This window comes from Rhodoferax sp. (assembly GCF_010365055.1).
In the GTDB taxonomy this organism is placed as follows: Bacteria; Pseudomonadota; Gammaproteobacteria; order Burkholderiales; family Burkholderiaceae_C; genus Rhodoferax.
The window spans coordinates 49,678-73,939 of the sequence record NZ_JAAFHA010000005.1; the positions used below are offsets into that span (position 1 = coordinate 49,678).

17 protein-coding genes are annotated in these 24,262 nt (G+C 59.8%); 1 reads left to right on the plus strand and 16 read right to left on the minus strand.

Annotated elements, in window-relative coordinates; all coding sequences use genetic code 11:
- Window positions 1-25: 25 nt before the first annotated feature.
- The 10 genes from GZ093_RS02660 to scpA all read right to left on the minus strand — a co-directional run bounded on the left by GZ093_RS02660 (window position 26) and on the right by scpA (window position 13,437).
- Complete coding sequence (locus GZ093_RS02660) at window positions 26-1,081, minus strand: 2-oxoacid:ferredoxin oxidoreductase subunit beta (RefSeq protein ID WP_296481701.1); 1,056 nt, start codon at window positions 1,079-1,081, stop codon at window positions 26-28.
- A complete protein-coding gene (locus GZ093_RS02665; protein WP_296481702.1) occupies window positions 1,078-2,928 on the minus strand; it encodes a 2-oxoacid:acceptor oxidoreductase subunit alpha in 1,851 nt (616 codons plus the stop codon). The genes GZ093_RS02660 and GZ093_RS02665 overlap by 4 nt, the downstream gene beginning before the upstream one ends.
- Window positions 2,925-4,751 (minus strand): FAD-dependent oxidoreductase, encoded by a 1,827-nt coding sequence (locus GZ093_RS02670; protein WP_296481704.1) that lies wholly within the window; start codon window positions 4,749-4,751, stop codon window positions 2,925-2,927. Before GZ093_RS02670 ends, GZ093_RS02665 begins: the two co-directional genes overlap by 4 nt.
- Before the next feature lie 164 nt (window positions 4,752-4,915).
- Window positions 4,916-5,449 (minus strand): VOC family protein, encoded by a 534-nt coding sequence (locus tag GZ093_RS02675; protein ID WP_296481707.1) that lies wholly within the window; start codon window positions 5,447-5,449, stop codon window positions 4,916-4,918.
- The gene (locus GZ093_RS02680; protein ID WP_296481708.1) at window positions 5,446-7,500 is read right to left on the minus strand and encodes an acetyl/propionyl/methylcrotonyl-CoA carboxylase subunit alpha; all 2,055 of its coding nucleotides are present in this window, start codon (window positions 7,498-7,500) and stop codon (window positions 5,446-5,448) included. The genes GZ093_RS02675 and GZ093_RS02680 overlap by 4 nt, the downstream gene beginning before the upstream one ends.
- A 338-nt stretch (window positions 7,501-7,838) precedes the next feature.
- Window positions 7,839-9,371 (minus strand): acyl-CoA carboxylase subunit beta, encoded by a 1,533-nt coding sequence (locus GZ093_RS02685; RefSeq protein ID WP_296481710.1) that lies wholly within the window; start codon window positions 9,369-9,371, stop codon window positions 7,839-7,841.
- 62 nt (window positions 9,372-9,433) lie between these two features.
- Complete coding sequence (meaB, locus tag GZ093_RS02690) at window positions 9,434-10,432, minus strand: methylmalonyl Co-A mutase-associated GTPase MeaB (RefSeq protein WP_296481712.1); 999 nt, start codon at window positions 10,430-10,432, stop codon at window positions 9,434-9,436.
- Between the two features lie 89 nt (window positions 10,433-10,521).
- On the minus strand, window positions 10,522-10,941 hold the full coding sequence (locus GZ093_RS02695) for a PIN domain-containing protein (RefSeq protein ID WP_296481714.1): 420 nt from the start codon (window positions 10,939-10,941) through the stop codon (window positions 10,522-10,524).
- Window positions 10,922-11,209, minus strand: a complete 288-nt coding sequence (locus tag GZ093_RS02700; protein ID WP_296481717.1) for a hypothetical protein — start codon at window positions 11,207-11,209, stop codon at window positions 10,922-10,924. Before GZ093_RS02700 ends, GZ093_RS02695 begins: the two co-directional genes overlap by 20 nt.
- A 47-nt stretch (window positions 11,210-11,256) precedes the next feature.
- Window positions 11,257-13,437, minus strand: coding sequence for a methylmalonyl-CoA mutase (scpA, locus tag GZ093_RS02705; protein ID WP_296481720.1), 2,181 nt, complete (start codon window positions 13,435-13,437; stop codon window positions 11,257-11,259).
- Between the two features lie 155 nt (window positions 13,438-13,592).
- Here scpA and GZ093_RS02710 point away from each other — a divergent pair, with 155 nt between their 5' ends.
- Window positions 13,593-14,240 (plus strand): GntR family transcriptional regulator, encoded by a 648-nt coding sequence (locus tag GZ093_RS02710; RefSeq protein WP_296481723.1) that lies wholly within the window; start codon window positions 13,593-13,595, stop codon window positions 14,238-14,240.
- Window positions 14,241-14,248: 8 nt separating this feature from the next.
- Here GZ093_RS02710 and GZ093_RS02715 read toward each other — a convergent pair whose 3' ends face one another.
- The 6 genes from GZ093_RS02715 to GZ093_RS02740 form a co-directional block, all read right to left on the minus strand.
- Window positions 14,249-15,517 (minus strand): DUF3443 domain-containing protein, encoded by a 1,269-nt coding sequence (locus GZ093_RS02715; protein ID WP_296481726.1) that lies wholly within the window; start codon window positions 15,515-15,517, stop codon window positions 14,249-14,251.
- A gap of 4 nt (window positions 15,518-15,521) precedes the next feature.
- A complete protein-coding gene (locus GZ093_RS02720) occupies window positions 15,522-16,022 on the minus strand; it encodes a DUF2844 domain-containing protein (protein ID WP_363260062.1) in 501 nt (166 codons plus the stop codon).
- Window positions 16,019-16,246: a hypothetical protein gene (locus tag GZ093_RS02725; protein ID WP_296481730.1), complete on the minus strand. Its 228-nt coding sequence runs from the start codon at window positions 16,244-16,246 to the stop codon at window positions 16,019-16,021. Before GZ093_RS02725 ends, GZ093_RS02720 begins: the two co-directional genes overlap by 4 nt.
- A 361-nt stretch (window positions 16,247-16,607) precedes the next feature.
- Window positions 16,608-17,741, minus strand: a complete 1,134-nt coding sequence (locus GZ093_RS02730) for a branched-chain amino acid ABC transporter substrate-binding protein (RefSeq protein ID WP_296481733.1) — start codon at window positions 17,739-17,741, stop codon at window positions 16,608-16,610.
- A 179-nt stretch (window positions 17,742-17,920) separates the two neighbouring features.
- A complete protein-coding gene (putA, locus tag GZ093_RS02735; RefSeq protein ID WP_296481736.1) occupies window positions 17,921-22,009 on the minus strand; it encodes a trifunctional transcriptional regulator/proline dehydrogenase/L-glutamate gamma-semialdehyde dehydrogenase in 4,089 nt (1,362 codons plus the stop codon).
- Between the two features lie 182 nt (window positions 22,010-22,191).
- Window positions 22,192-24,261 (minus strand): site-specific DNA-methyltransferase, encoded by a 2,070-nt coding sequence (locus GZ093_RS02740; RefSeq protein WP_296481739.1) that lies wholly within the window; start codon window positions 24,259-24,261, stop codon window positions 22,192-22,194.
- Between the last annotated feature and the right edge of the window lies 1 nt (window position 24,262).

Here is a 24,262-nt window from a genome sequence, read left to right on the forward strand (position 1 = left end):
GTAGAGGGGAAAGTGCGGACCAGCATCAGCGCAGGGCTGCGTTGATCTTGTCGAGCGCCTGAGCTCCCGGGCACAGTTGCTTGGCACCAAACTTGTTCAGGGGCGTGTCGCTGGTGTTTTGTGACACATGCAGATCAACGGCCAGCGGATCGATGTATAGCAGGCCTGTGACCACTTCGCCGCGTTCCTGGTGCGCGTTGATGTAGCTGAGCGCCGCATAACGGTCAGTCGGATCGTAGTCGGTGTGCAGCTTGCGCAGACGCAACGTGGAGCCGTCGTGTTGCTCGACATCGACCACCTCGCCCGGCGCGTACTGGGTCGTGATGGGACTGTGCTGCGGGATGAAATCAATGCGGCTGACCGCTTCATTGTGCGCACGCACATAGTCGTAGCTCTTGGTGCTGCCACCATGGTTGTTGAAGGTCACGCAAGGACTGATCACGTCAATGAACGCCGCACCACCGTGCTCGATCGCACCCTTGATCAGGGGCACCAGCTGCGCCTTGTCGCCCGAGAAGCTGCGCGCCACATAAGTTGCGCCCAGTTGCAGGGCCAAGCCAACCAGATCGACGGGGCTGTCACGGTTGATGGCCCCTTTCTTACTCTTGGAGCCGCGGTCGGCCGTGGGCGAAAACTGCCCCTTGGTCAGCCCATAAACACCGTTGTTCTCGACAATGTAGGCCATGCGCACGCCGCGCCGCATGGCATTGGCGAACTGTCCTAAACCAATGGAGGCAGAGTCGCCATCGCCCGACACGCCCAGGTAGAGCAAGTCGCGGTTAGCCAGATTGGCACCCGTCAACACGGAGGGCATGCGCCCGTGCACGGTATTGAAGCCATGCGAAGCGCCCAGAAAATAAGTAGGCGTCTTGGAACTGCAGCCAATGCCCGACAACTTGGCCACCCGATGCGGCTCAATGTCCAATTCAAAACAGGCTTGAATAATGGCCGCGGAGATGGAGTCGTGGCCGCAGCCGGCACACAGTGTAGAAACCGGGCCTTCGTAGTCGCGACGGGTGTAACCGACCTTGTTCTTGGTCAGTTCTGGATGATGCATCCGCGGTTTGGCAATGTAGGTCATGCGACCTCCTTTTGCAGGGAAGTAATGGAAGAATCTGAGACCAGCGCGTTCAGGTTCTTGCTGATGGCCTGGGTGATAAAGCGCGCCGTGATCGGCGTGCCGTCGTAATGCAGCACCTTGACCAGGCGCTTGGGATCAACCTCCAACTCGTTGACCAGCAGCGAGCGCATTTGCGCATCACGGTTTTGCTCGACCACAAACACCTTGTCATGCTCCGCAATGAAGCGATCCACCGAGGCCGGGAACGGAAATGCCAGCAGGCGCATGGCATCCAGATGCACGCCCTGCTCTTCAAGCACATCCAGCGCTTCGCGCATGGCCGGGCTGGTGGAGCCAAAGTAGATCACACCAAAACGGGTGGCCTGAGGTGCCTTGCGCAGCAAAGGCTGCGGCACCAGATCGGCGGCGGTTTTGAACTTCTTGAGCAGACGTTCCATGTTGTAGATGTAATCCGGCCCCTTCTCGGAGTAGCGGGCGTAGGCATCCTTGGACGTGCCGCGCGTAAAGTAGGAACCCTTACTTGGATGCGTACCCGGCAGCGTGCGCCAAGGAATGCCGTCGCCGTCAACGTCTTTATACCGACCAAAATCTTTGCCGGCTTCAAGTTCTTCAGCGGTCATGACCTTGCCGCGATCGTACTCACGCGCGTCGTCCCAGACAAAAGGCTTGCACAGACGCTGATTCATGCCAATGTCCAGATCGGACATCACAAAAATTGGCGTTTGCAGTCGGTCTGCCAAGTCAAGTGCCGTTGCTGCATGCTCAAAACACTCATGCGGGTCTTGCGGAAACAACATCACATGCTTGGTGTCGCCATGCGACGCATAGGCGCAAGCGAGCAGATCAGACTGCTGCGTGCGCGTGGGCATGCCGGTGGAAGGGCCGCCGCGCTGCACATTGATGAGCGTGACCGGAATCTCGGCAAAATAAGCCAGGCCAAGGAACTCGGTCATCAGCGATATGCCGGCGCCAGAGGTGGCGGTAAAAGAGCGTGCCCCATTCCAACCTGCGCCAATCGCCATGCCGATCGACGCCAGTTCGTCCTCACACTGCACAATCGCGTAGTTGTGTTGGCCGGTTTCCGGATCAATACGGTACTTGTCGCAGTATTTCTGGAACGCCTCAGGCACCGAGGACGATGGCGTGATCGGGTACCAGGCCGCGACTGTGGCGCCGCCGTAGACGCAACCCAAACCGAGCGCGCTGTTGCCATCGGTAAAAATCTGGTCGCCCACTTTGTCAGACCGGCGCACCCGAATGCCCAGCGGCGCCTCCATATGCTGTTTGACGTAGTCGCGGCCCAGATGGATCGCGCGCACATTGGACTCAAGCAGCCGCTCCTTGCCCTTGAACTGCTCGGCAAAGAGCTTTTCAAAGACACTGGCGTCGAGGTCGAGCAGCACCGACAGTGCGCCCACATAAATGATGTTCTTGAACAACTGGCGTTGCCGGGGTTCGGTATACGCCGCATTGCTGATTTCGGTCAGGGGAACGCCGATGACCTGCACGTCCTTGCGAAACTTGGACTCGGGAATGGGCCGCGTGCTATCGTAAAAAAGATAGCCACCGGGCTCGATTTCGGCCACGTCCGCGTCCCAGGTCTGGGGATTCATGGCGACCATCATGTCGACGCCACCGCGACGTCCGTGATAGCCCTTTTCGCAGACCCGCGCTTCGTACCAGGTTGGCATGCCCTGAATGTTGCTGGGGAAAATGTTGCGCGGACTGACCGGCACGCCCATGCGCATCACGGCCTTGGCAAACAGCTCATTGGCAGACGCCGAGCCAGACCCGTTGATATTGGCAAATTTAATGACGAAATCGTTAATGGCTTCAATGCGCTTCATGCGGCCTCCGTTTGTACTTTGCGGCTGTCACGACACCCGGAACCGGCCTGGGTCGTGTTCAGCAAGAATTTCTGCATGTCCCAGGCGCCGGTTGGGCAACGTTCGGCACACAAACCACAGTGCAGGCAGACGTCTTCGTCCTTTACCATGACGCGCCCGGTCTTGAGCTCGCCCGAGACATACAGGTCTTGCGACGTATGGTGCGCCGGGGCTTTCAGCCGCGTACGCAAATCGGCCTCGTCACCATTGCTGGTGAAGGTGATGCAGTCCATGGGGCAGATATCGACACAGGCATCACACTCGATGCAGGTGTCGCGGTTGAACACGGTCTGCACATCGCAGTTCAGACAACGACTGGCTTCCTTGAATGCCGTCGCCGCATCAAAGCCCAACTCCACTTCCACGCGGATGCTGGCCAGCGCCACTTCGGCCTTGGCCCAAGGCACGACAAAACGTTTGTCGCCCGAGACATCGTTGCTGTAGCTCCACTCGTGAATGCCCATCTTCTGGGACATCAGGTTGGTGCGCGGTGCCGGGCGCACATCAACCGCCTCGCCATTGAGAAACCGGTCAATCGACACCGCGGCTTCGTGCCCATGCGCCACAGCCGTGATGATGTTTTTGGGTCCGTAGGCCGCGTCGCCGCCGAAGAAAACCTTGGGCATCCCGGACTGGAAGGTGTTCTCTCCCAGCACCGGCAAGCCCCAGCGGTCAAATTCAATGCCGCAATCGCGCTCAATCCAGTGGAACGAGTTTTCTTGACCGACCGCCACGAGGACGGTGTCACACTCGAAAAACACATCGGGTGCGCCCGTTGGAACCAGAGAGCGACGACCCTTTTCGTCATAGACAGCGCTCACGATCTCGAAAGTCATACCGACAAGCTTGCCATCCTTGTGTTCATAAGCCTTGGGAACGTGGTAGTTGATGATCGGGATGCCTTCATGCACCGCGTCTTCTTTCTCCCAAGGCGAGGCTTTCATTTCCTCGAACCCGCTGCGCACGATCACTTTGACATCGGTGCCGCCGAGACGCCGCGCAGAGCGGCAGCAGTCCATGGCCGTGTTACCACCGCCCAGCACGATGACACGTGGTCCCACACTGGTGACGTGGCCAAATGAAACCGAAGCCAGCCAGTCGATGCCGAGGTGGATGTTGGCAGCAGCCTCTTTGCGGCCAGGGGCATCCAGATCGCGCCCGCGAGGCGCGCCGCAGCCGACAAACACCGCGTCATAGCCCTGCGTCAACAAGTCCTTCATGGAGTCGATGCGCTGGTTATTCTTGAACTGGACGCCCAGGTCAAAGATGTAGCCGGTTTCTTCGTCAATGACAGACTCCGGCAGCCGAAAACGGGGGATTTGGGTGCGCACAAAGCCGCCGGCCTTGGCTTCGCCTTCAAACACGGTCACCTGGTAGCCCAGCGGCGCGAGGTCGCGTGCCACGGTGAGCGATGCCGGCCCGGCGCCAACACAGGCAATACGCTTGCCATTGGACGGCGCCACCTGCGGCATGCGTGCCTTGACATCATCCTTGTTGTCCGCAGCCACGCGCTTGAGGCGACAAATCGCCACCGGCTCGGGCTTGACACCATTGTTTTCCTCGACCCGACCACGACGGCAGGCGGGCTCGCAAGGACGGTCGCAGGTGCGCCCGAGAATGCCTGGAAACACGTTGGACACCCAGTTGATCATGTAGGCGTCGGTATAACGCCCTTGACCAATCAGACGAATGTATTCAGGAACGGGGGTGTGAGCCGGACAGGCCCATTGACAGTCAACGACTTTGTGAAAATAAGCCGGATTGCCCAGATTGGTAGCTTGCAATTTTGTCTCCTATACCCTTGATACACCGCTGCTGCGAGGGTGCTTGAAAAAGTGTACACGGGTAGGACTGTAATTCACTCTCAAGTGAATCCGGCAGTCGTGAGCCACAAAGGCGTTAGTTTTTGACCCAACGCAAATAGCTGACATTGACCCGCATCCAAAGGTCAGGCGGCCCCTGTCAAAAGGTTTCCAAACGCAACAACAACCTCTGCCGGGGCCTGCACCAACTCAATCAAGACGCCCTCGCCACTGATTGGAAATTCGTCATTCGATTTGGGATGCAGGAAACAGATGTCAAAACCAGCGGCACCCTGGCGGATGCCCCCGGGCGCAAAGCGAACACCTTGGGCCGTGAGCCATTGCACGGCAGCTGGCAGGTCGTCTATCCAGAGTCCGATGTGGTTCAGCGGTGTGCTTTGCACGGCAGGCTTCTTATCGGGGTCGACTGGCTGCATCAGGTCAACCTCGACCTTGAACGGGCCGCTACCCATGGCGCAAATATCTTCATCCACGTTTTCGCGCTCGCTCCTGAAAGTACCGGTCACCTCCAGACCCAGCATGTCAACCCAGAGCCTTTGCAGTCTGGTTTTGTCTGTTCCACCAATGGCAACTTGCTGGATACCCAGCACCTTAAAGGGCCGCTCCTGCGCCTGGTCGGTGCTGAGCTTGACGAAAGGTCCAAGCGATTGGCTGCTCATGCAAACTCCACAATCGCCTGATCCACGGTCAGACTCTCTCCCTTGGCCGCCAACACTTTGGCCACCACACCATCGGCTGTCGCAAACAACACGTTTTCCATCTTCATCGCCTCAATCACCGCCACGCGCTCACCCGCGAGCACCTTCTGCCCGGGTACCACCGCCACTTCCACCAGCAAGCCTGGCATCGGCGACAGCACAAAGCGACTCATGTCGGGCGGCGCCTTGTAGGGCATCAGGGTATAGAGTTCGGCCGCACGCTTGGACAGCACCAGCGTGTCGATTTGCGTGCCGTTGTGCGAGACCCGGATCGCCAGCGGATTTTTGCCCGCCAAGCTGCCGCGCTCGACCTGAGCGGTGAACGGATCGCCGTTGCAAGTGCCCTCCACACGCACTTGACCGAGATGATAATTGCTACAAATTTTGTAGCTTCTGGCACCCACCCTGACTAGGCTGGAGCCTGTTTTACCTTCAAAATCTGTGACCACAACCGGGGTCGGCTTGGAGACGCCTTGCTGACCGAGGGTCACCACCACAAAGTCTTCGCCCACCTCGACCTCATGACCCTCCATCTGCCCGCTGATAAAGGTGGCGCGGTTGCGGTACATGCGGTTAACAAAGGCAGCCAGCGCAATCAACCAGTCAGCATCAGCGTGCGGCACATCTTCGGCGCGGAAACCTTTTGAATAATTTTCCGCGATGAAGCCGGTGTTGAAGTCCCCGGCCACAAACTTGGGATGCGCCAGCAGAGCGGCCTGAAACGGGATGTTGCTGCTGATACCCCGAATCACAAAACCATTGAGCGCTTCGCGCATTTTGGCAATGGCATCCAGGCGGTCCTTGCCGTGCACTATCAGCTTGCCGATCATCGAGTCGTAAAACATGGGAATCTCGCCGCCGTCCTGCACCCCGGTATCGACCCGCACGCCGAACCAATGGTCAGTGTCGGCGGCAAACATGGTCTGCGCCGGTGGTTGGAATCGCACTAAACGTCCGGTGGAGGGCAAGAAGCTTCGGAACGGATCTTCTGCGTTGATGCGGCACTCAATCGCCCAGCCATCGCGCTTCACTTCGGCCTGTGTCAAAGGCAACTTTTCACCGGCGGCGACGCGAATCATCAACTCCACCAGGTCCAGGCCGGTGATGCACTCAGTCACCGGGTGCTCGACCTGCAAGCGGGTATTCATCTCCAGAAAGTAAAAACTCTGGTCCTTGCCGACCACAAACTCGACCGTGCCGGCACTCTGGTAGTTCACCGCTTTGGCCAAGGCCACGGCCTGCTCGCCCATCGCTTTGCGGGTCGCCTCGCTGATGAAGGATGAGGGCGCTTCTTCCAGCACCTTTTGATGACGGCGCTGCAGCGAGCATTCCCGCTCATTGAGATACACCACGTTGCCAAAGCTGTCGCCAATCAACTGGATTTCAATGTGGCGCGGCTCCTCGACATACTTCTCGACGAATACCCGGTCGTCACCAAAGCTGCTGCGCGCTTCGTTGCGGCAGCTGGTATAGCCCTCAAACGCCTCCTTGTCGTTGTAGGCGACGCGCAGGCCTTTGCCGCCGCCGCCCGCGCTGGCTTTGATCATGACGGGGTAGCCAATGCCCTGGGCAATTTCAACCGCGCTTTCAGCCGTTTCTATTGCGCTGTTGACGCCCGGAATGCAGTTCACCCCGGCCGCGCCAGCCAGCTTCTTCGACTCAATCTTGTCGCCCATGGCGGCCATCGAGTAGTGCTTGGGGCCGATGAAGACAATGCCTTCTTCTTCCACTTTTTTTGCAAACGCGGCGTTCTCGCTCAAGAAACCATAGCCAGGATGCAGTGCCTGGGCGCCGGTCTGCTTGCAAGCGGCGATGATTTTGTCGCCCTGCAAATAACTGTCGCGGCTCGGCGCCGGGCCGATGTTGACGGCCTCGTCGGCCAGCAGCACATGGCGCGCGTCCTTGTCGGCGTCGGAATACACCGCCACCGTTTTTATTCCCATCTTGCGGGCAGTGACGATGACGCGACAGGCGATTTCGCCACGGTTGGCGATCAGGATTTTGGTAAACATTTCAATACTCCTAACAATTTCTAGAGAGCCAGCGTTGGCTTTCGTTCTGGTTGTGGTGCGTCGTGTCTGAGCCCGCAATGGGCACGGCGTATCTACCTCCGCTCATGTCCCCCGCCCGCCGAAGCGGGCTCCTCCTTTACTTCGCTGCGGCAGATACGCCATGCCCATTGCTGCGAAGGAAGTTTGGCTAGGGACAGAGCAATACCCAACACCCAGGATCGGGCTTCCTGGGCGTTTTGCGCAGGTAAAGGAGGAGGCCGAAGGCCGGGGGACACGGAGCAAAACGTCCGGGTGGCCCGATCCAGCGCGGCACGAGTTGGTATTCATACCGGTGCAAATCACAGCGGAATATTGCCGTGCTTGCGCCACGGGTTCTCAACCTTCTTGTCGCGCAGCATCACCAACGAACGGCAAATGCGTTTGCGGGTTTCGTGTGGCAGGATCACGTCGTCGATGAAGCCGCGCGCGCCGGCCACAAAGGGGTTGGCAAAGCGGGCTTTGTACTCGGCCTCTTTGGCCGCGATCTTGGCGGGGTCGCTCTTGTCTTCACGGAAGATGATTTCCACCGCGCCCTTGGCCCCCATCACCGCAATCTCAGCATTGGGCCAGGCAAAGTTCACATCGCCGCGCAGGTGCTTGGAGCTCATCACGTCATAAGCGCCACCATAGGCTTTACGCGTGATGACGGTGATCTTGGGCACCGTGCACTCGGCAAAGGCATAGAGCAGCTTGGCGCCATGCTTGATGATGCCGCCGTACTCTTGCGCCGTGCCGGGCATGAAGCCGGGCACATCGACAAAGGTGATGACCGGAATATTGAACGCATCGCAAAAGCGCACAAAGCGCGCCGCCTTGATGGAGCTCTTGATGTCCAGGCAACCAGCCAGCACCAGCGGCTGATTGGCCACGATGCCCACGGTCTGTCCTTCCATGCGGCCAAAGCCGATCAGGATGTTTTTGGCGTACTCGGGCTGCAGCTCAAAAAAGTCACCGTCGTCGACGGTCTTGACGATCAGCTCTTTCATGTCATAGGGCTTGTTCGCGTTATCGGGCACCAGCGAGTCCAGGCTCAGGTCCATGCGCTCGGCCGGGTCACCGCTGCGGCGCACTGGCGCTCTCTCGCGGTTGTTGAGCGGCAGGTAGTTGTAGAGGCGGCGCAGCATCAAGAGCGCTTCCACATCGTTCTCAAACGCCAGATCGGCCACACCACTTTTGGTCGTGTGGCTGATGGCGCCACCGAGTTCCTCGGCGGTCACCTCTTCATGGGTCACGGTCTTCACCACCTCGGGGCCGGTCACGAACATGTAGGAGCTGTCTTTGACCATGAAGATGAAGTCGGTCATGGCCGGCGAGTACACGGCACCACCGGCACACGGGCCCATGATCATGCTGATCTGCGGCACCACGCCGCTGGCCATCACGTTGCGCTGAAACACGTCGGCGTAACCGCCCAGAGACGCCACACCCTCCTGAATGCGGGCACCGCCCGAGTCGTTGAGACCAATCACGGGGGCACCGACCTTCATGGCCTGATCCATCACTTTGCAAATTTTTTCCGCGTGCGCCTCACTCAAGGCACCACCAAACACGGTGAAATCCTGGCTGAACACAAACACCAGGCGGCCATTGATCATGCCGTAGCCTGTCACCACACCATCGCCCGGAATCTTCTGGTCCTGCATGCCGAAATCGACGCAGCGGTGCTCCACGAACATGTCCCACTCTTCAAACGTGCCCTCGTCGAGCAGCAACTCCAGGCGTTCACGGGCGGTGAGCTTGCCCTTTTTGTGTTGCGCGTCAATGCGCTTTTGGCCACCCCCCAAGCGCGCAAGCTCGCGTTTGGCTTCAAGTTGTTCAAGGATGTCGTGCATGGTTTTCTCTTTCTTAAGGTGTGATCGTCTCGGTCGATTTATACTATTACTTTTATAGCTAACTATGCCCTATTTACCTGGGCTAGAAGCATATTTCGTGCTGCAGTGGAGGCCGCCATACGGCCCTCCAGCACTTGCTTTGTAAACTGCGGCAGCAATTGATTGACTTGCGGATGCTCACGAAACGCCTGTTTCAAGCCGGCATCAATGCGCTCCCACATCCAGGCCAGCGATTGCTGCTGGCGCCGCGCGCCAAACCTGCCGCTATCAAGCTGCAAGGATCTGAATTGCAGCACTGCGGCCCAGAAAGTGTCAACGCCCTGCCCCTGCAGCGCGCTAAGCTGGATCACCTGCGGGTGCCAGATTTTTTCGTCATGGTGCATGTGCTGCGGGTTGCCGTGCAGCCCCAGCAAGCGCAGTGACGAGGTGATCTGGGCGCGCGCGCGCGTCGCGGCGTTGGGGTCGATGTCGGCCTTGTTGATGACGACCAGGTCGGCCAGTTCCATCACGCCTTTCTTGATGGCCTGCAGATCGTCACCCGCGTTGGGCAACTGCATCAGCACGAACATGTCGGTCATGTTGGCCACCGCCGTCTCGGACTGGCCGACGCCCACGGTTTCGACAATCACCACGTCATAACCGGCGGCCTCGCACACCAGCATTGCCTCGCGCGTTTTCTCGGCCACGCCCCCCAAAGTGCCGCTGCTGGGGCTGGGGCGAATGTAGGCGTGCTCGTGCACCGAGAGCCTTTCCATGCGCGTCTTGTCGCCCAGGATGGAGCCGCCCGAGACGGTGCTGGAGGGGTCAATGGTGAGAACGGCGACGCGGTGGCCCTGCGCAATCAGGTACAGGCCCAGAGCCTCAATAAAGGTCGACTTGCCGACGCCCGGAACGCCGCTGATGCCCAGACGAAACGACTTGCCGGTGTGAGGCAGCAAGGCGGTCAAAAGCTCGTCAGCCTGCAGCCGGTGGTCGGCGCGGGTCGATTCCAGCAAGGTGATGGCTTTGGCGATGGCGCGGCGTTGCTGCGGCGGCGTGCCCTGCAAAATCGCTTCATGCAAGCGGTTCCAAGGCGTACCCTGCGATGCCGAGCCCGCTATTAAATAAGAAGCTGCTTGTGCAGTCTGGACGGGGGCTACAGGCTTATTTCTCATAAAATTTCAAACGAGCGACCATCAGGCAGCCGATAGCGCGAGAAGTCGCGCACATCCAGCGTCATGATGCGAGTGACACCCGTTTGCTCGGCCAACCACAGCAGCGAGGCATCGGCCAGATCCATTTCAGAGCGTGGTGCTTGCGTATAGCGGTGCATGAGATCGGCAAAATCAATCAGTTCCTCTTGTTCAAATGGATACACCGAAATGGCGCCATGGCCCAACCAACGCAACAAGGTGTAACGCTGCGGCGGTGCCACCATGTAACTGGCCTCAGTCACGCAGGGCCAGGTCGTTGACAGAGACCAACGTTGCTCTGACGCGCTTTGAAACAAGGTCTGGTAATGCTGCCCTTTGGGCTGGTCAGTGCCAAAAACAGCCACCAGCGCGCTGGCATCAATCAGTGCTGCTGGCATGCTTGGCCTTGAGTCGTTCAATCAGTTGCGCTCTGGATGCATCGGTGTCATAAGGCTGTTCCCACCCCTGGTAGGCCAGCGTGACCGATTGGTATTCAGGTCGACTTTCTTCCGCCTTGAGAGCTGTCATCAATTCAAACGGATTTTTTCGCCCCAGCGCACGCTCGACGGCATCGATGATGAACTGCGACTTAGTCAGGCCCTTGCGCTTGGCGGCAAGTTCCAACTCTTTCTCAAGCAAGGGATCCATGCGAACAGACACAGCCATGATCGGCTCCGGGTGAAATACGGTATTACAGTATAACAACGGTCAATTCAGACATTCAAGGCTTTTTTGATCTGCGCCAGCACGTCCTTGGCACTGGCAGGGATCGGCGTACCCGGGCCGTAAATGCCTTTGACACCCGCGTCATACAGCATGGCGTAGTCCTGACGCGGAATCACGCCGCCCACGAACACGATGATGTCATCGGCGCCCTGCTTGTGCAACTCAGCGATGATGGCAGGCACCAGGGTCTTGTGACCGGCTGCCAGCGTGCTGACGCCGACGGCGTGCACGTCGTTTTCAATCGCCTGGCGGGCGCATTCTTCGGGGGTCTGGAACAGCGGGCCAATGTCGACGTCAAAGCCGAGGTCGGCAAAGGCCGTGGCCACCACCTTGGCACCGCGGTCGTGGCCGTCCTGGCCCAGCTTGCTGATCATGACGCGCGGGCGCCTGCCTTGCGCGGCGGCAAAGTCGGCAATCTCGGCCTTGAGCGCATTCCAGTAATCCATGGTGTCCCCGTCGGTGGTGTCGGTGTCAAAAGCGGCGGCATAGACACCGGTCACTTTTTGCGTGTCGGCGCGGTGGCGGCCGAAGGATTTTTCCATGGCATCGCTGATTTCACCCACCGTGGCGCGTGCGCGCACCGCTTTGATGGACAAGTCCAGCAGATTGCCGGTGCCGCTGGCTGCTGCAGTTTCGATAGCTGCCAGCGCTTGCTGCACCTGGGCTGCGTCCCTATTTTTCTTGATTTTATTGAGACGCTCGATCTGGCCGTCGCGCACCGCCACGTTGTCAATGTCGCGCGATTCGATCACGTCCTCCAGCTTGAGCTTGTACTTGTTCACGCCGACGATCACATCCTTGCCGCTGTCAATGCGCGCCTGCTTTTCCGCAGCGGCCGCTTCAATTTTCAGCTTGGCCCAGCCGCTGTCAACCGCTTGGGTCATGCCGCCCATGGCTTCGACTTCCTCAATGATGGCCCAAGCCGCGTCCGCCATGTCCTGCGTCAGCTTTTCCATCATGTAGCTGCCGGCCCAGGGATCGATCACGTTGGGGATGTGGGTCTCTTCCTGAATGATGAGCTGGGTGTTGCGGGCGATGCGCGAGCTGAATTCGGTCGGCAGCGCGATGGCTTCGTCAAAGCTGTTGGTGTGCAGACTTTGCGTGCCGCCGAACACCGCCGCCATCGCCTCGATGGTGGTGCGCACCACGTTGTTGTAGGGGTCCTGCTCGGTCAGGCTCCAGCCGCTCGTCTGGCAGTGCGTGCGCAGCATCAGGCTCTTCGGCGATTTGGCGTTGAAGCCTTTCATGATGCGGCACCACAGCAGGCGCGCGGCGCGCATCTTGGCGACTTCCAGGTAGAAGTTCATGCCGATGGCCCAGAAAAAACTCAGTCGCCCGGCAAACTCGTCCACATCCATGCCTTTGGCGATGGCGGTCTTGACGTATTCCTTGCCGTCAGCCAGCGTGAAGGCGAGCTCGAGCGCCTGGTTGGCGCCAGCCTCCTGCATGTGGTAGCCGCTGATCGAAATCGAGTTGAACTTCGGCATGTTTTTGGCCGTGTACTCGATGATGTCGCCAATGATGCGCATCGAAGGCTTTGGGGGGTAGATGTAGGTGTTGCGCACCATGAACTCTTTCAGAATGTCGTTCTGAATCGTTCCGCTCAACTTATCCTGGCTCACGCCCTGCTCTTCTGCCGCCACCACGTAACCAGCCAGCACCGGCAGCACAGCACCGTTCATGGTCATGGACACACTGACCTTGTCCAGCGGAATCTGGTCGAACAGCACCTTCATGTCTTCGACCGAATCAATCGCCACACCGGCCTTGCCCACGTCCCCCGTCACACGCGGGTGGTCGCTGTCATAACCCCGATGGGTCGCCAGATCAAAGGCCACGCTCACGCCCTGCCCGCCGGCGGTCAGCGCCTTGCGGTAAAACGCGTTGGACTCTTCTGCCGTGGAAAAGCCGGCGTATTGCCGAATCGTCCAGGGCCGCACCGCGTACATGGTGGCCTGCGGGCCGCGCAGGTAGGGCTCAAAACCCGGCAGGGTGTTGGCGTAAGGCAGGTTCTGGGTGTCGGCTGCGGTGTAGAGCGGCTTGACCGTGATGCCGTCGGGCGTTTGCCAGTTGAGTGCCTCCACATTGCCGCCCGGTGCGGACTTGGCGGCCGCTTTGGCCCAGGCCTCAAGGTTGGCAGTCTGAAATTCAGGATATTTTTGGGTCATGACAGAGGCCGCTCGCAATGGGTTGATCGAAGTCAATCGTGTACCGAATCGCACCGGACCCCTGCGGCCCTGTGCATGCCTCGGCAAACCAATTGTAGTTCACGTTATTTATAATTATTGATTCAGAATATTGTTTCAAGCTTACAATTCGCCCCATGGCAGCGCTTTCCCTTTCTCCTCGCGCACTCTATGAAGAGGTGGCTGAGCTCCTGCGTCAGCGCATTTTCACGCGTGAACTGGCGCCCGGCAGCTGGATTGACGAACTGAAAATTGCCGAAGCCTATGGCATCAGCCGCACACCGCTGCGTGAAGCGCTCAAAGTGCTGGCGGCCGAAGGGCTGGTCACCATGAAGGTGCGCCGTGGCGCTTATGTGACCGAGGTATCCGAGCGCGACTTGTCAGATGTGTACCACCTGCTCAGCCTGCTGGAATCTGATGGTGCCGGCGTGGTGGCAACCACGGCCACGGCACCCCAAATCGAAGAGCTGCAGGCGCTGCACCTTGAACTGGAAGCGGCTGCCGCCCCGGACGGCCAAAACCGGGAACTCTTTTTTGAGATTAACGAACGCTTCCACATGCGCTTGCTGGAGATTGCCAACAACCGCTGGCGCAACCAGATGGTGGCCGACTTGCGCAAGGTGATGAAGCTCAACCGCCACAACTCGCTGCTGAAATCCGGGCGCATCGAGGAATCATTGAATGAACACCGTGCCCTGATGGCGGCCCTTGCGGCACGGGACGCGGCGCTGTCCGTGCGGCGGATGCAGGAGCACTTCAAGAACGGGCTGGAAGCCGCCAACTGAACCGTGGTTCAGAAGGCGTAAAACGGGCCGGTTCCCAGCATCGATGCCTGCCCCTCGATGCCAAAAAACACCCGTCGGCCGTAAAAGAAGGGTAAACCCCAATCAAAGGTAGACGGATGGCCTGGGATGTCACCAATGCCGCCCGCCAAGGTGGGCAGCACGTGATTGACGCCACCGGCAAACAAGTCGGTCGCTTTGTCAACGGAAAACGAGATGGCACTTGTCGCCCGATTGGCCCCCACCAATGTGGCCGACAAATTGACAGGCGACGTTGGACAATAAAACCCGTCAGCACTGGTCCCACATTTTGTGATCGTGGAATCAAAGAACAAGCCATTGGAGCCCGAGTCGAAAAAGCTGTTGGTAAAGCTGCTGGGCAGGTTTTGCCCTGCCAGCAAGGTAGTGACATAGCCCACAGAATCGGTTGTCAGAACCGCGCCGGGGGTCCATCGGTTATTGGGCTGTGTGCCGATGCCGAAAATCAGCGATCCGTTCAGACTGGGTGCACCGGCCGCACTCACACCTGGCAAGTCGATCAGCACGCCATTGCTGTCAGATGCGAACAAGGGCACCGGGTTCTTCACCTGTTGGGCGATACTGGTTTTCGCACCGGTGGTGGCGGTGCAGTTGGCGTCAGTGCAGGTGTAATAAGAACCGTTGTTGACAATTTGGTTGCAGCGTTCCCCACAGTCTTCCTTGAACAGGCCAATCCCAAGGATGCCGTTCGCGCCAAGTACCGTTGCGTTGGTGATCGCCGTACCGCCGACCGAACATGCAGCCGCCAGGCCGTTGAACGCCGGGTCTGCGATGACTTGAATCGGCACACTGGCGGCCGTCATGCCGCCCATCACCACATCGGCCTTCACCACCGGGCCCCAGGCAAAGCTGTCGTCGACAAACTTCGCACAATTGAGCAGAGGAGAACCGTTGGCGCCGGTCGACTGCTTCAGGTTCAAGGTGGGATCCATCGCGCTGGCCAACAGCCGCACGCCAAAGGAGCCGGTATCCACCAGCACGTGCTCAATGGTCTTGCATTGCGTGCTGTCGGGACTGCAGACCTTGACCGTGGTGTACAGGCGGTTGACGTTGTAGCCCGTGCCGGAGGGGCCAGCGTCTACCGTCAGTTGGCTCACGTTGGCCGCCGCGGGCACAGGCTGTACCACAGGTGCACTCGGCGCTTCAGGCGTAACGGACACAGGCGTCGAGTCGCCGCCACCGCCGCCACCGCACGCCGTGACGAGCGTCGCAACCAGCGCCAGCGCGAGGGCGCGATTCAAGAATTTATTGCAGTACATCTTTGATATTGAGACCGGTCGGGATCAGGGCCGGCGCATAGGCATGTCCAAAAAAATTTCGCATCCGGCCGCCCGATTGAATGACAAGATTGGGATGCTCAATGCTCACCGGTCCTCCGCGTCGTCCCGCAGCGCGAAGCCGTTCAGTTTCCTGCTTGAAGGTGTTGAAATAAGTGCCCAGCAGCGCGCTCAGATCGGGCAACACCGGCCCCTGCCACGACACCGCAAAAACAATTCCGGCAGGCGTCGCATATTCGCGAACGGTGGTTCCATTTTCAAGCTGAATCTCGTGAAGCGTGTAAAGACTGCTTGGGGCCACGGGCGTGACAGCCTGCATTTTTGCAGCGGGCACCGCAGACGACGCTGCAGTAGCCCCGGCTGCCCAGGGTGACTGCCCCAAAGTGGCAGTCGCCGCGCCGGCGCTGACTGTCAACACCAAGCCGAGCAGCAGCCGAAGCTGATTGAGCAAGTGGTTCAGGCTCATCATTGATCCGGCGACTCGGGCCGCTTCTGTTGCATCGCCTCTTCAACCGATTTTTTGACTTGGTCCTGCAACTGCTGGCTTTGTTGCTGCGGCGTGCCCACTGGAGCCGAAACGCCAGACTGGGTTGCGGGTGCTGTGCCTGCCACCGCGCCCAACTGTTTTTTGGCCAGCAGCCCAACGACGACCAGCGCCAACAACAAACCCAAAATACCCATACCTGCTCTCATTTCTCACCTCTTTCTGGTCTTGCGCTGAACAACTCATCCTCATGCCACCCCTCTGCGATGCCACTGGGCGACCCCCTGAATTTCGATTATTACCAAGGTCGAGCATCAATAACGCAATATCGCGAGTCAACTAGACATCTACACGTTTTAAGCCTCTAGCCCCCGTGTATATTGCATACATAGCTATTAATATGAAAGCAAACAGCCTCTGACATGGCAAGCGCCTCGGGCATTGTCGGGGCAGTCGGGACAACATCCGCGTTGGCGTTGCCATTTGAAATATTCATTTACAACTTTTTTCGGCCGCCCACCGCACGCGGCGGGCGGCCTCAAATGACCAAGGGTCTAACCTAATTCAATATCAATAACTTGCCAGTGGCACTGGCAAGGCGTTCTTGAAGGTGTAGACCGTGATCGGCGCCTGCTTCATGTTGCCCTTGTCGTCATAGCTGTAGGTGCCAGCGACGCCCTTGTAACTCGACTTGTAGATTTCTGCGCCGACCTTGTTCGGGTCGATGGAGTTGGCCTTTTGCATGGACTCGCCAATGAACATGGTCTGGTCATAAAAAGGCGCGGCGTACACATCGGGGTCCAGGCCAAAGCGCTTCTTGAACTTCGCCTTGAAGGCCGGGCCGTTGGCGGCCTTGTCCAGAATCGAACCACCCTGGGCACAAAAGACCACGTCATTGACCGCTTCACCACCGAGTTTTCCCATTTCAGGGCTGCACAACGTGTCGCCGCCCAGCAACTTGGTCTTGAGCGCGAGCTGCTGCATCTGACGCGCCATAGGTCCGGCCTGCGGTGCATAGCCGCCGAAGAAGATGGCTTCTGGCTTCTTGGCCTTCAAGCTGGTCAGGATGGCGGTGAAATCGGTCGCTTTGTCGGTCGTGAATTCCTGACCCACCACGCTCAGCCCCAACTTCTTGGCTTCTTTGGTGAATTCTTCGGCCACGCCCTGGCCAAAGGCGGTGCGGTCGTCAATCACGGCCACCGATTTGAGCTTGAGCACATTGTCCGCATAAGCGGCCATGCTGGCGCCAATCTGGTTGTCGCTGGCAATGATCCGGAACAGGTTCTTGTAGCCGCCCAGCGTGACTTTGGGGTTGGTGCCCACGGTTGACAGCATGGCGCCGCCCTGGCTGTACAGGCGCGATGCCGGCACCGCCACGCCCGAGCAATACGGACCCATGACAAATTTGACGCCGCTGTCGACCAGCTTTTGCGCCACCATGACGCCGGCTCTGGGGTCGCATTGGTCGTCTTCGGACAACAGTTCAAATTTAAGGGTCTTGCCCCCGACGCTGATCTTTTTGCTGTTGAGGTCTTCAATCGCCAGGCGCACGCCGTTTTCGTTGTCCTTGCCGGCAAAGGCGTTGGCGCCTGACAAGGGGCCGCTCAGGCCGATGACGACCTTTTGTTCCTGCGCATAAGCCTGGCTGGCAAAGGCCAGCGCCAGAGCGCCAACCAGGGGAAGGAGTGTGCTTTTGAGTTTCATGTGTGTTTCCTGAAAGTAAGGGGGCCGGTTTTGGGGCCTGGGTTTTGATTTGGATTGGATTGGATTGGGGTCGATCCGGTCGTCACGGCGGTGTCTTGAATTTCATTGAGGTCTCCTCGTTGTGGGTTCTTTTGAATCAGCTCAGGGTGCCGCTCTGGCACCTGAACCTGCTGCACGGCTCAGTCCATCGTCATGAGTTGCGCGTTGCCACCGGCGGCGGCCGTGTTGGTGCTGATGCTTTGCTCATGCATCAGGGCGCTCAAGTCGTAGCAGGCACCTGATGCCAACTGCGCGGGCGACAAGCTTTCAATGCGCACGAGGGCTCCCGCCTGCTGCGCCACGGTCGGGGCCAGGGCTTGCAGCGCATCGCCATCACCTTCAAACAACATGGCGCTCACGTGCTGCTCGCTGCGCAACTGATCAAAGCTGCGCTGTTGCACAAAGCGCTGCACCTCGGGCGGCAAGGTGCTCAGCACATGGGCCACGGCGCTGTCGCTGGCGGGGGTCTCGATCCAGCACGGGTTGCCACTGGCCAAGGCAGCTGCCACCTGGTGGATCAGCCCAAGCGCCGTCTGTGGCACGGCCCAGACCGCGCCCCGCGCCAGCAGCTGGTAGCGGTTCGACTCCCCCGTGGGGCCCGGCAGCAGAAAGACCTGGCCAAGCACGCTGGCGGCCCGATACCTTGCGCACGCGGCCGTGGCCTGCGCCATGTCCAGGCCGCTTAAGCCCCCTTGCCCTGCCGCCACCAGCGTTGGCCCTTGCAGGCTCGCCATCAAACTCTGCAGCGCCAGCAAAGCGGGATGCGCGTTGAGGTGACGCTCGGCGCTGGCCAGCGGCAGCGCGCGACTGGCAGGCGAGGCCGCCAGGGCACTCAAAGCCGGGTTGCATTGGGCATCATCTTGCTGTAAGAGCCGGTACAGATAGAGCGGCCCGCCCGCTTTGGGCCCAGTGCCCGACAGGCCCATGCCGCCAAAAGGCTGCACTCCCACCACCGCGCCGATCACATTGCGGTTGACGTATATATTGCCCGCCTGCACCTTTTGCGTGACCTGGGCGATGGTCTCGTCAATGCGGCTGTGCACCCCAAAGGTCAGGCCGTAGCCGGTGGCGTTAATGGCATTGAGCACACTGGCGAGGTCGTCGCGCCGGTAGCGCAGCACATGCAGCACCGGGCCGAACACCTCGCGCTGCAGGCGCTCGATGCGGTCGATCTCAATCAGCGTGGGCATCACAAAATGACCTTGGCCTGCGCTCTCGTCGCGCGCCATGCGGGTCACCGCTTGGCCGTCTGAGCGCATCGCCTCAATGTGCTGCTCAATCTGCACCCTTGCCTCCTCGTCGATCACCGGACCCACATCGGTGTGCATGCGGTCCGGGTTGCCCATGACCCACTCGCGCATCGCGTCCTTGATCATGCCAATGACCCGGTCGGCCACGTCTTCCTGGATGCACAGCAATCGAAGCGCCGAGCAGCGCTGGCCGGCCGAGTCGAAAGCTGAAGACAACACATCGCCCACCACCTGCTCAGCCAATGCCGATGAATCGACCACCATGGCATTTTGGCCCCCGGTCTCGGCAATCAAGGGGATGCAGTGGCCCTGCCGGCTCAGGCGCTGTGACAAGGTTTGCGCAATCAGCCGCGCCACCTCGGTCGAGCCGGTAAACATCACGCCCGCCACCTGCGCGTGCGCCACCAGCGCGGTGCCCACGACCTCACCGGTGCCGGGAACCAGTTGCACCGCATCCAGCGGCACGCCGGCTTCGTGCAGCAGGCGCACCATCAGATCAGCGACCAGCGGCGTTTGCTCTGCCGGCTTGGCCAGCACACAGTTGCCGCTGGCCAGCGCGGCGGCAACCTGGCCGGCAAAGATCGCCAGCGGGAAATTCCACGGGCTGATGCACAGCACCACACCGAGCGAGCGCTGCGTCTGATTGTCAAAGGTGGCTTCTGCCTGGGCCGCGTAATAGCGCAAGAAGTCCACCGCCTCGCGGATTTCGGAAATGGCGTTGGGCAGCGACTTGCCCGCTTCGCGCACGATCAGGCCCAGGATGCTTTGCGTGCGCTGCTCCAGCAAGTCGGCGGCGCGCTTGAGGCAGGCGGCGCGTTCTTGGGGTGGTGTCACTTGCCAGATTTGGGTCGCGCGAGCGGCGCGCTCAACTGCGAGCTCAAGCTCGGCCACCGAAGCCGGTCGCACCCAGCCGACCTGGTCGCGCGTGTCGGCCGGGTTGCAGACCGCTTGCCAGCCCTGCGCCACGGCAGTGGACGCACTGACTGGCGCCACCTGCGCCACCGTGGCGCAAGCGGCATGGATCACTTGCGTGCTGCGCAGCAAGCCCGCGGCGAGCGAGGCCAGCTGTTGTTCGTTGGCCAGATTCAGGCCCGATGAGTTCAAGCGCGACTGGGCGCCCAGGGCGGCAAACAGCTGGCGCGGCAGCGCAATCTTGGGGTGCGGCGCGCCCAGCTGGCCCGCCTGCGCCTCAATCGCCTGCGCCTCCAGCACCGGGTCGGCCACCAGGTCATCGACCTGCACCTTGAGGTCGCCAATGCGGTTGACAAAGGATGAGTTGGAGCCGTTCTCCAGCAGCCGGCGCACCAGATACGCCAAGAGCGTCTCGTGCGTGCCCACCGGCGCGTAAATGCGGCATGGGCGCCCCAGCTTGCCGTCGGCCACCGTGCCGGTGACCTGCTCGTACAGCGGCTCGCCCATGCCATGCAGGCACTGAAACTCGTACTGCCCGGCGTAGTAGTTGTTGCCCGCCATCTGGTAAATCGACGCCACGGTTTGCGCGTTGTGGGTGGCAAATTGCGGGTAAACCGCCTCGGGTGCGGCGAGCAACTTGCGCGCGCAAGCGAGGTAAGCCACATCGGTATGCACCTTGCGGGTGTAGACCGGGTAGCCGTCCAGGCCGTCGAGCTGGGCGCGCTTGATCTCTGCGTCCCAGTAAGCGCCTTTGACCAGGCGGATCATCAGGCGGTGGCCGCTGCGCCTTGCCAGGTCAATCACATGGTCGATCACATAAGGGCAGCGCTTGAGGTAGGACTGCACCACGAAGCCGATGCCGTTCCAGCCTTTGAGCCTGGGGTCGAAACACAGGTTCTCTAACAGGTCCAGGGAGAGTTCCAGGCGGTCAGACTCTTCAGCGTCGATGTTGATGGCGATGTCGTACTTGCGCGCCAGCAGCGCCAGCTTGGTCAGTCGCGGCAGCAGCTCATCCATGACACGATCGCGCTGGGCGCGGCTGTAGCGCGTGTGCAGCGCCGACAGCTTCACCGAAATGCCCGGGCCTTCAAAGATGCCACGGCCGTTGGACGCCATGCCGATGGCGCGGATCGATTGCTCGTAGGAGGCGACATAGCGCTCCGCATCCGCCTCGGTGGTGGCCGCCTCGCCCAGCATATCGTAGGAATAGCGAAAGCCTTTTTTCTCCAGCGCGCGGCTGTTGGCCAGCGCCTCGGAGATGGTCTGCCCGGTGACGAACTGCTCGCCCATCAGCTTCATGGCGCGGTGCACGCCCTGGCGGATCAGCGGCTCGCCACCCTTGCCGATCATGCGGGTCAGCGCGTTGCCCATGCTCTTCTCGCTGGCGGTGGCGGTGAGCTTGCCGGTCAGCATCAGGCCCCAGACGGCGGCGTTGACGAACAGCGAGGGCGAGTTGCCCAGGTGCGAATGCCAGTCACCGTGACTGATTTTGTCGCGAATCAGCGCGTCGCGCGTGGCGTTGTCGGGAATGCGCAGGAGCGCCTCGGCCATGCACATCAGCGCCACGCCTTCCTGGCTGGAGAGCGAAAACTCCTGCACCAACGCCTCCACGCCGCCGCCGGTCTTGTTGCTGCGCAGGCCTTCAACCAACCGGGTCGCGACTTCTTCAATCGCGGCGCGCTGGTCCGCGTCGCTCACATGCGCCAATTGCACCAGCATCGGCAGGCATTCAGGCTCGGGACGGTGCCAGGCGGCGGTGATGGCAGCGCGCATCTCGGTCTGCGGCAGCACGTTTTGGGCCCAGTCCAGGAAGGGCTGGGGTGCTGAAGACGGTGCACTGGGCGGCGGCGCCACGTCTTCCTCTTCGTCAGTCTCGACGCCGGAGAGGGTGTTGGTTGCGCCTTGGTTTGCACCAAGCGGAACATGTCCGCGTTCGATGCTCTCAACGTAGTGCAGAACCGCCTGCTTGATAAGCCAGTGGGACGTCCGCCCTTGGGCTATTGCGGCCTCCTTGATGCGCGTTCGCAGCGCCTCATCAACCTTGATACCGAGTGTGACTGTGGCCATGGTTGCACCTATTTCCAAAATGAGTTGCACCTATTTTAATTTGGGTGCAACCCATATTTAATCAGGGTTAACCCTCGTCGCTTGCGAAGCTTGCGCTACCCATGCCATGGCACCGCTCCGGCAATTGGGTAGCACGAGGTAGTGGTGCATTACCTGCCCAATACGTCAATGCTGATTCACCCCTAAAACGCAATGAACCTTGCCCCCAACGTATGCCGAAGGTTCCACTTCATGGTGGTGTCGAGCGCAGCCTCCAGCAAAATAACGCGGCCTGTTTGCGCTTTGAACCAGTCCAGGGTGACGGCCGTCAATTGCGTGTCAAAACACACCACAGCGGTACGCGGCGTGGCCTGGCTATCACTCACTCGCCAGACCTCGTTGCCCGTTAATTCCGTCACGCGTTCCAACTGATAGTCCAGCTGAAAACCGCACTTGAGAAAAACCTCATCCTGAATCAATTCACGCGGCAGGACGTTGAATAGACTGGCCTCTTTGGCTTGAATGTAGGCCTTGAGTGCGATCAAATTCTCTGCTTCAGTCTTGTCAGGGTCAGGCGCAAATTCAACACGCGGAAAGTTGGACTTGACCAGGCTGAACACTTTGAAGCCCGCGTCCAGCGGCTGCGGCTTGTCACCCGTGCCGGCGATCACACGCTTGACGCGGTCGATGGTGATGTCGCTGATTTTCCGATAACCCTGTTTGTAAGCGGCCTCTTTGGGTTTGATTTCCTCGGGGAGTTGAACCGTTACAAACTGCCGGTTACCGCCATCTTCCCTGTTGAGCTTGAGCACCGCATGGGCCGTGCTGCCACTGCCGCCAAAAAAATCCAACACCAGCGCGCAGGGGTCGCCGCCCGTCACGTACTGAATCAGTTTGGCCAACTCTTCATAGTCTTTGGGATTGGGGAACACCTTGGCGCCCATCAGCTTGCGCAGCGCCTTGACGGCCACTTGCGATTGCTTGTAAATGCACGATCCACGCACCTGCATTGCCAATCCAGCGTCATCCGGGTCGGCCGTTGCGTTTTCATCCTCTTCATCGAGACCGTTCTCTGGGTCCAGCTCATCCGCCACCGGGCGCAAATGTGCTTTACGGAATGGCGGTTCGGTGTGATCAGCGCGAAACACAATCAGGTCGAGATCAATCTGCCGTTGCATTTCGTCCGGTGCCGAAATACCCCAACCACGCTCAGGCACTTTGCAGGGAAGCCCTGTGTCTTTATGCAGCACGTCGTAGCGTGGCCCGCCGCCACCCGGCCATGAGATATCACGGTCGCGCCATGGCCCATTGCTGTCCACCCGCCGATAGCGCGCAAGCCTCTTGGAAGCATGGCCCGCAGGCAGATTGCGAAACCACTCCGTCAGGTCGGCCTCAATCGCCAAGTCGCTTTCACCATGGGTTTTGCGCAGACGCACATACTCATCCCAAATCTCCTTGGCGCCGGGCTTGGCTTCGCGCCAGATGGTTTTGGCGTCTTTCAGGGCCTGCAAGTCTTTGGCGTAGACCGCCATGTACTCATGTCCGACTGAAAATAATTTGGCGTCGTTTTTGCGTCCCTTCTCCCAAACCAAGGTGGCAACGTGGTTTTCTTCCCCAAACGCCTCGTCCATGGTGCGGCGCAGGTTGTCAATTTCGTAATCGTCAATCGACACCATAACCACGCCATCCTCACGCAGCAGTTGGCGCGCCACCAGCAGGCGGGGGTAGATCATGTTGAGCCAGTTGGAGTGGTAGCGGCCATCAGCCTGTGCATTGGTGTCGACCTTCACGCCGCCTTCGGTGACCCCGGTTTGCTCCCAGTAGGGGCGCTTGTCTTGGGTGTAGTTGTCGCTGTAAACAAAGTCTTTGCCCGTGTTGTAGGGTGGGTCAATGTAGATGCACTTGACCTGGCCCCGGTAGCTGGAGAGCAACAACTTCAAAACTTCGAGGTTTTCACCTTCGATGATGAGGTTGCCGCGGGCTTGGTCCGGGTTCATGCTGCGGGATGCGTCATAGTTCAGCGCCGCCGTGGTCGGCATGAAGGCGCGTCGCTTGGCTTCGCCTTTGCCGTGCCAGCGAAACTCGTAGCGCTCGCTTTCGCCTTCGCCCACCAAGCGTTGCAGTTCGGCTGGGTTCAGTCGGCCTTCATCGGTGAACAGGTCGGGAAAGTCGCTTTTCAAACGGGCCAAGCGTTCGGCCAGCAGGTCCGGGCTCTGAGGCATACGAGGCGCTTCAACAGCGGCAGTGGCGGGAGGGGTGGGTATGGTGCTCATC

Bases quoted from the DNA above. Each gene is read 5' to 3' on its own strand.
- GZ093_RS02685 (WP_296481710.1), bottom strand. From the start codon at position 9,371: ATGCACGACATCCTTGAACAACTTGAAGCCAAACGCGAGCTTGCGCGC.
- GZ093_RS02740 (WP_296481739.1), bottom strand. From the start codon at position 24,261: ATGAGCACCATACCCACCCCTCCCGCCACTGCCGCTGTTGAAGCGCCT.
- GZ093_RS02665 (WP_296481702.1), bottom strand. From the start codon at position 2,928: ATGAAGCGCATTGAAGCCATTAACGATTTCGTCATTAAATTTGCCAAT.
- putA (WP_296481736.1), bottom strand. From the start codon at position 22,009: ATGGCCACAGTCACACTCGGTATCAAGGTTGATGAGGCGCTGCGAACG.
- GZ093_RS02700 (WP_296481717.1), bottom strand. From the start codon at position 11,209: ATGGCTGTGTCTGTTCGCATGGATCCCTTGCTTGAGAAAGAGTTGGAA.
- GZ093_RS02675 (WP_296481707.1), bottom strand. From the start codon at position 5,449: ATGAGCAGCCAATCGCTTGGACCTTTCGTCAAGCTCAGCACCGACCAG.
- GZ093_RS02710 (WP_296481723.1), top strand. From the start codon at position 13,593: ATGGCAGCGCTTTCCCTTTCTCCTCGCGCACTCTATGAAGAGGTGGCT.
- GZ093_RS02730 (WP_296481733.1), bottom strand. From the start codon at position 17,741: ATGAAACTCAAAAGCACACTCCTTCCCCTGGTTGGCGCTCTGGCGCTG.
- GZ093_RS02725 (WP_296481730.1), bottom strand. From the start codon at position 16,246: ATGAGAGCAGGTATGGGTATTTTGGGTTTGTTGTTGGCGCTGGTCGTC.
- scpA (WP_296481720.1), bottom strand. From the start codon at position 13,437: ATGACCCAAAAATATCCTGAATTTCAGACTGCCAACCTTGAGGCCTGG.
- GZ093_RS02695 (WP_296481714.1), bottom strand. From the start codon at position 10,941: ATGCCAGCAGCACTGATTGATGCCAGCGCGCTGGTGGCTGTTTTTGGC.
- GZ093_RS02660 (WP_296481701.1), bottom strand. From the start codon at position 1,081: ATGACCTACATTGCCAAACCGCGGATGCATCATCCAGAACTGACCAAG.
- GZ093_RS02720 (WP_363260062.1), bottom strand. From the start codon at position 16,022: ATGATGAGCCTGAACCACTTGCTCAATCAGCTTCGGCTGCTGCTCGGC.
- GZ093_RS02680 (WP_296481708.1), bottom strand. From the start codon at position 7,500: ATGTTTACCAAAATCCTGATCGCCAACCGTGGCGAAATCGCCTGTCGC.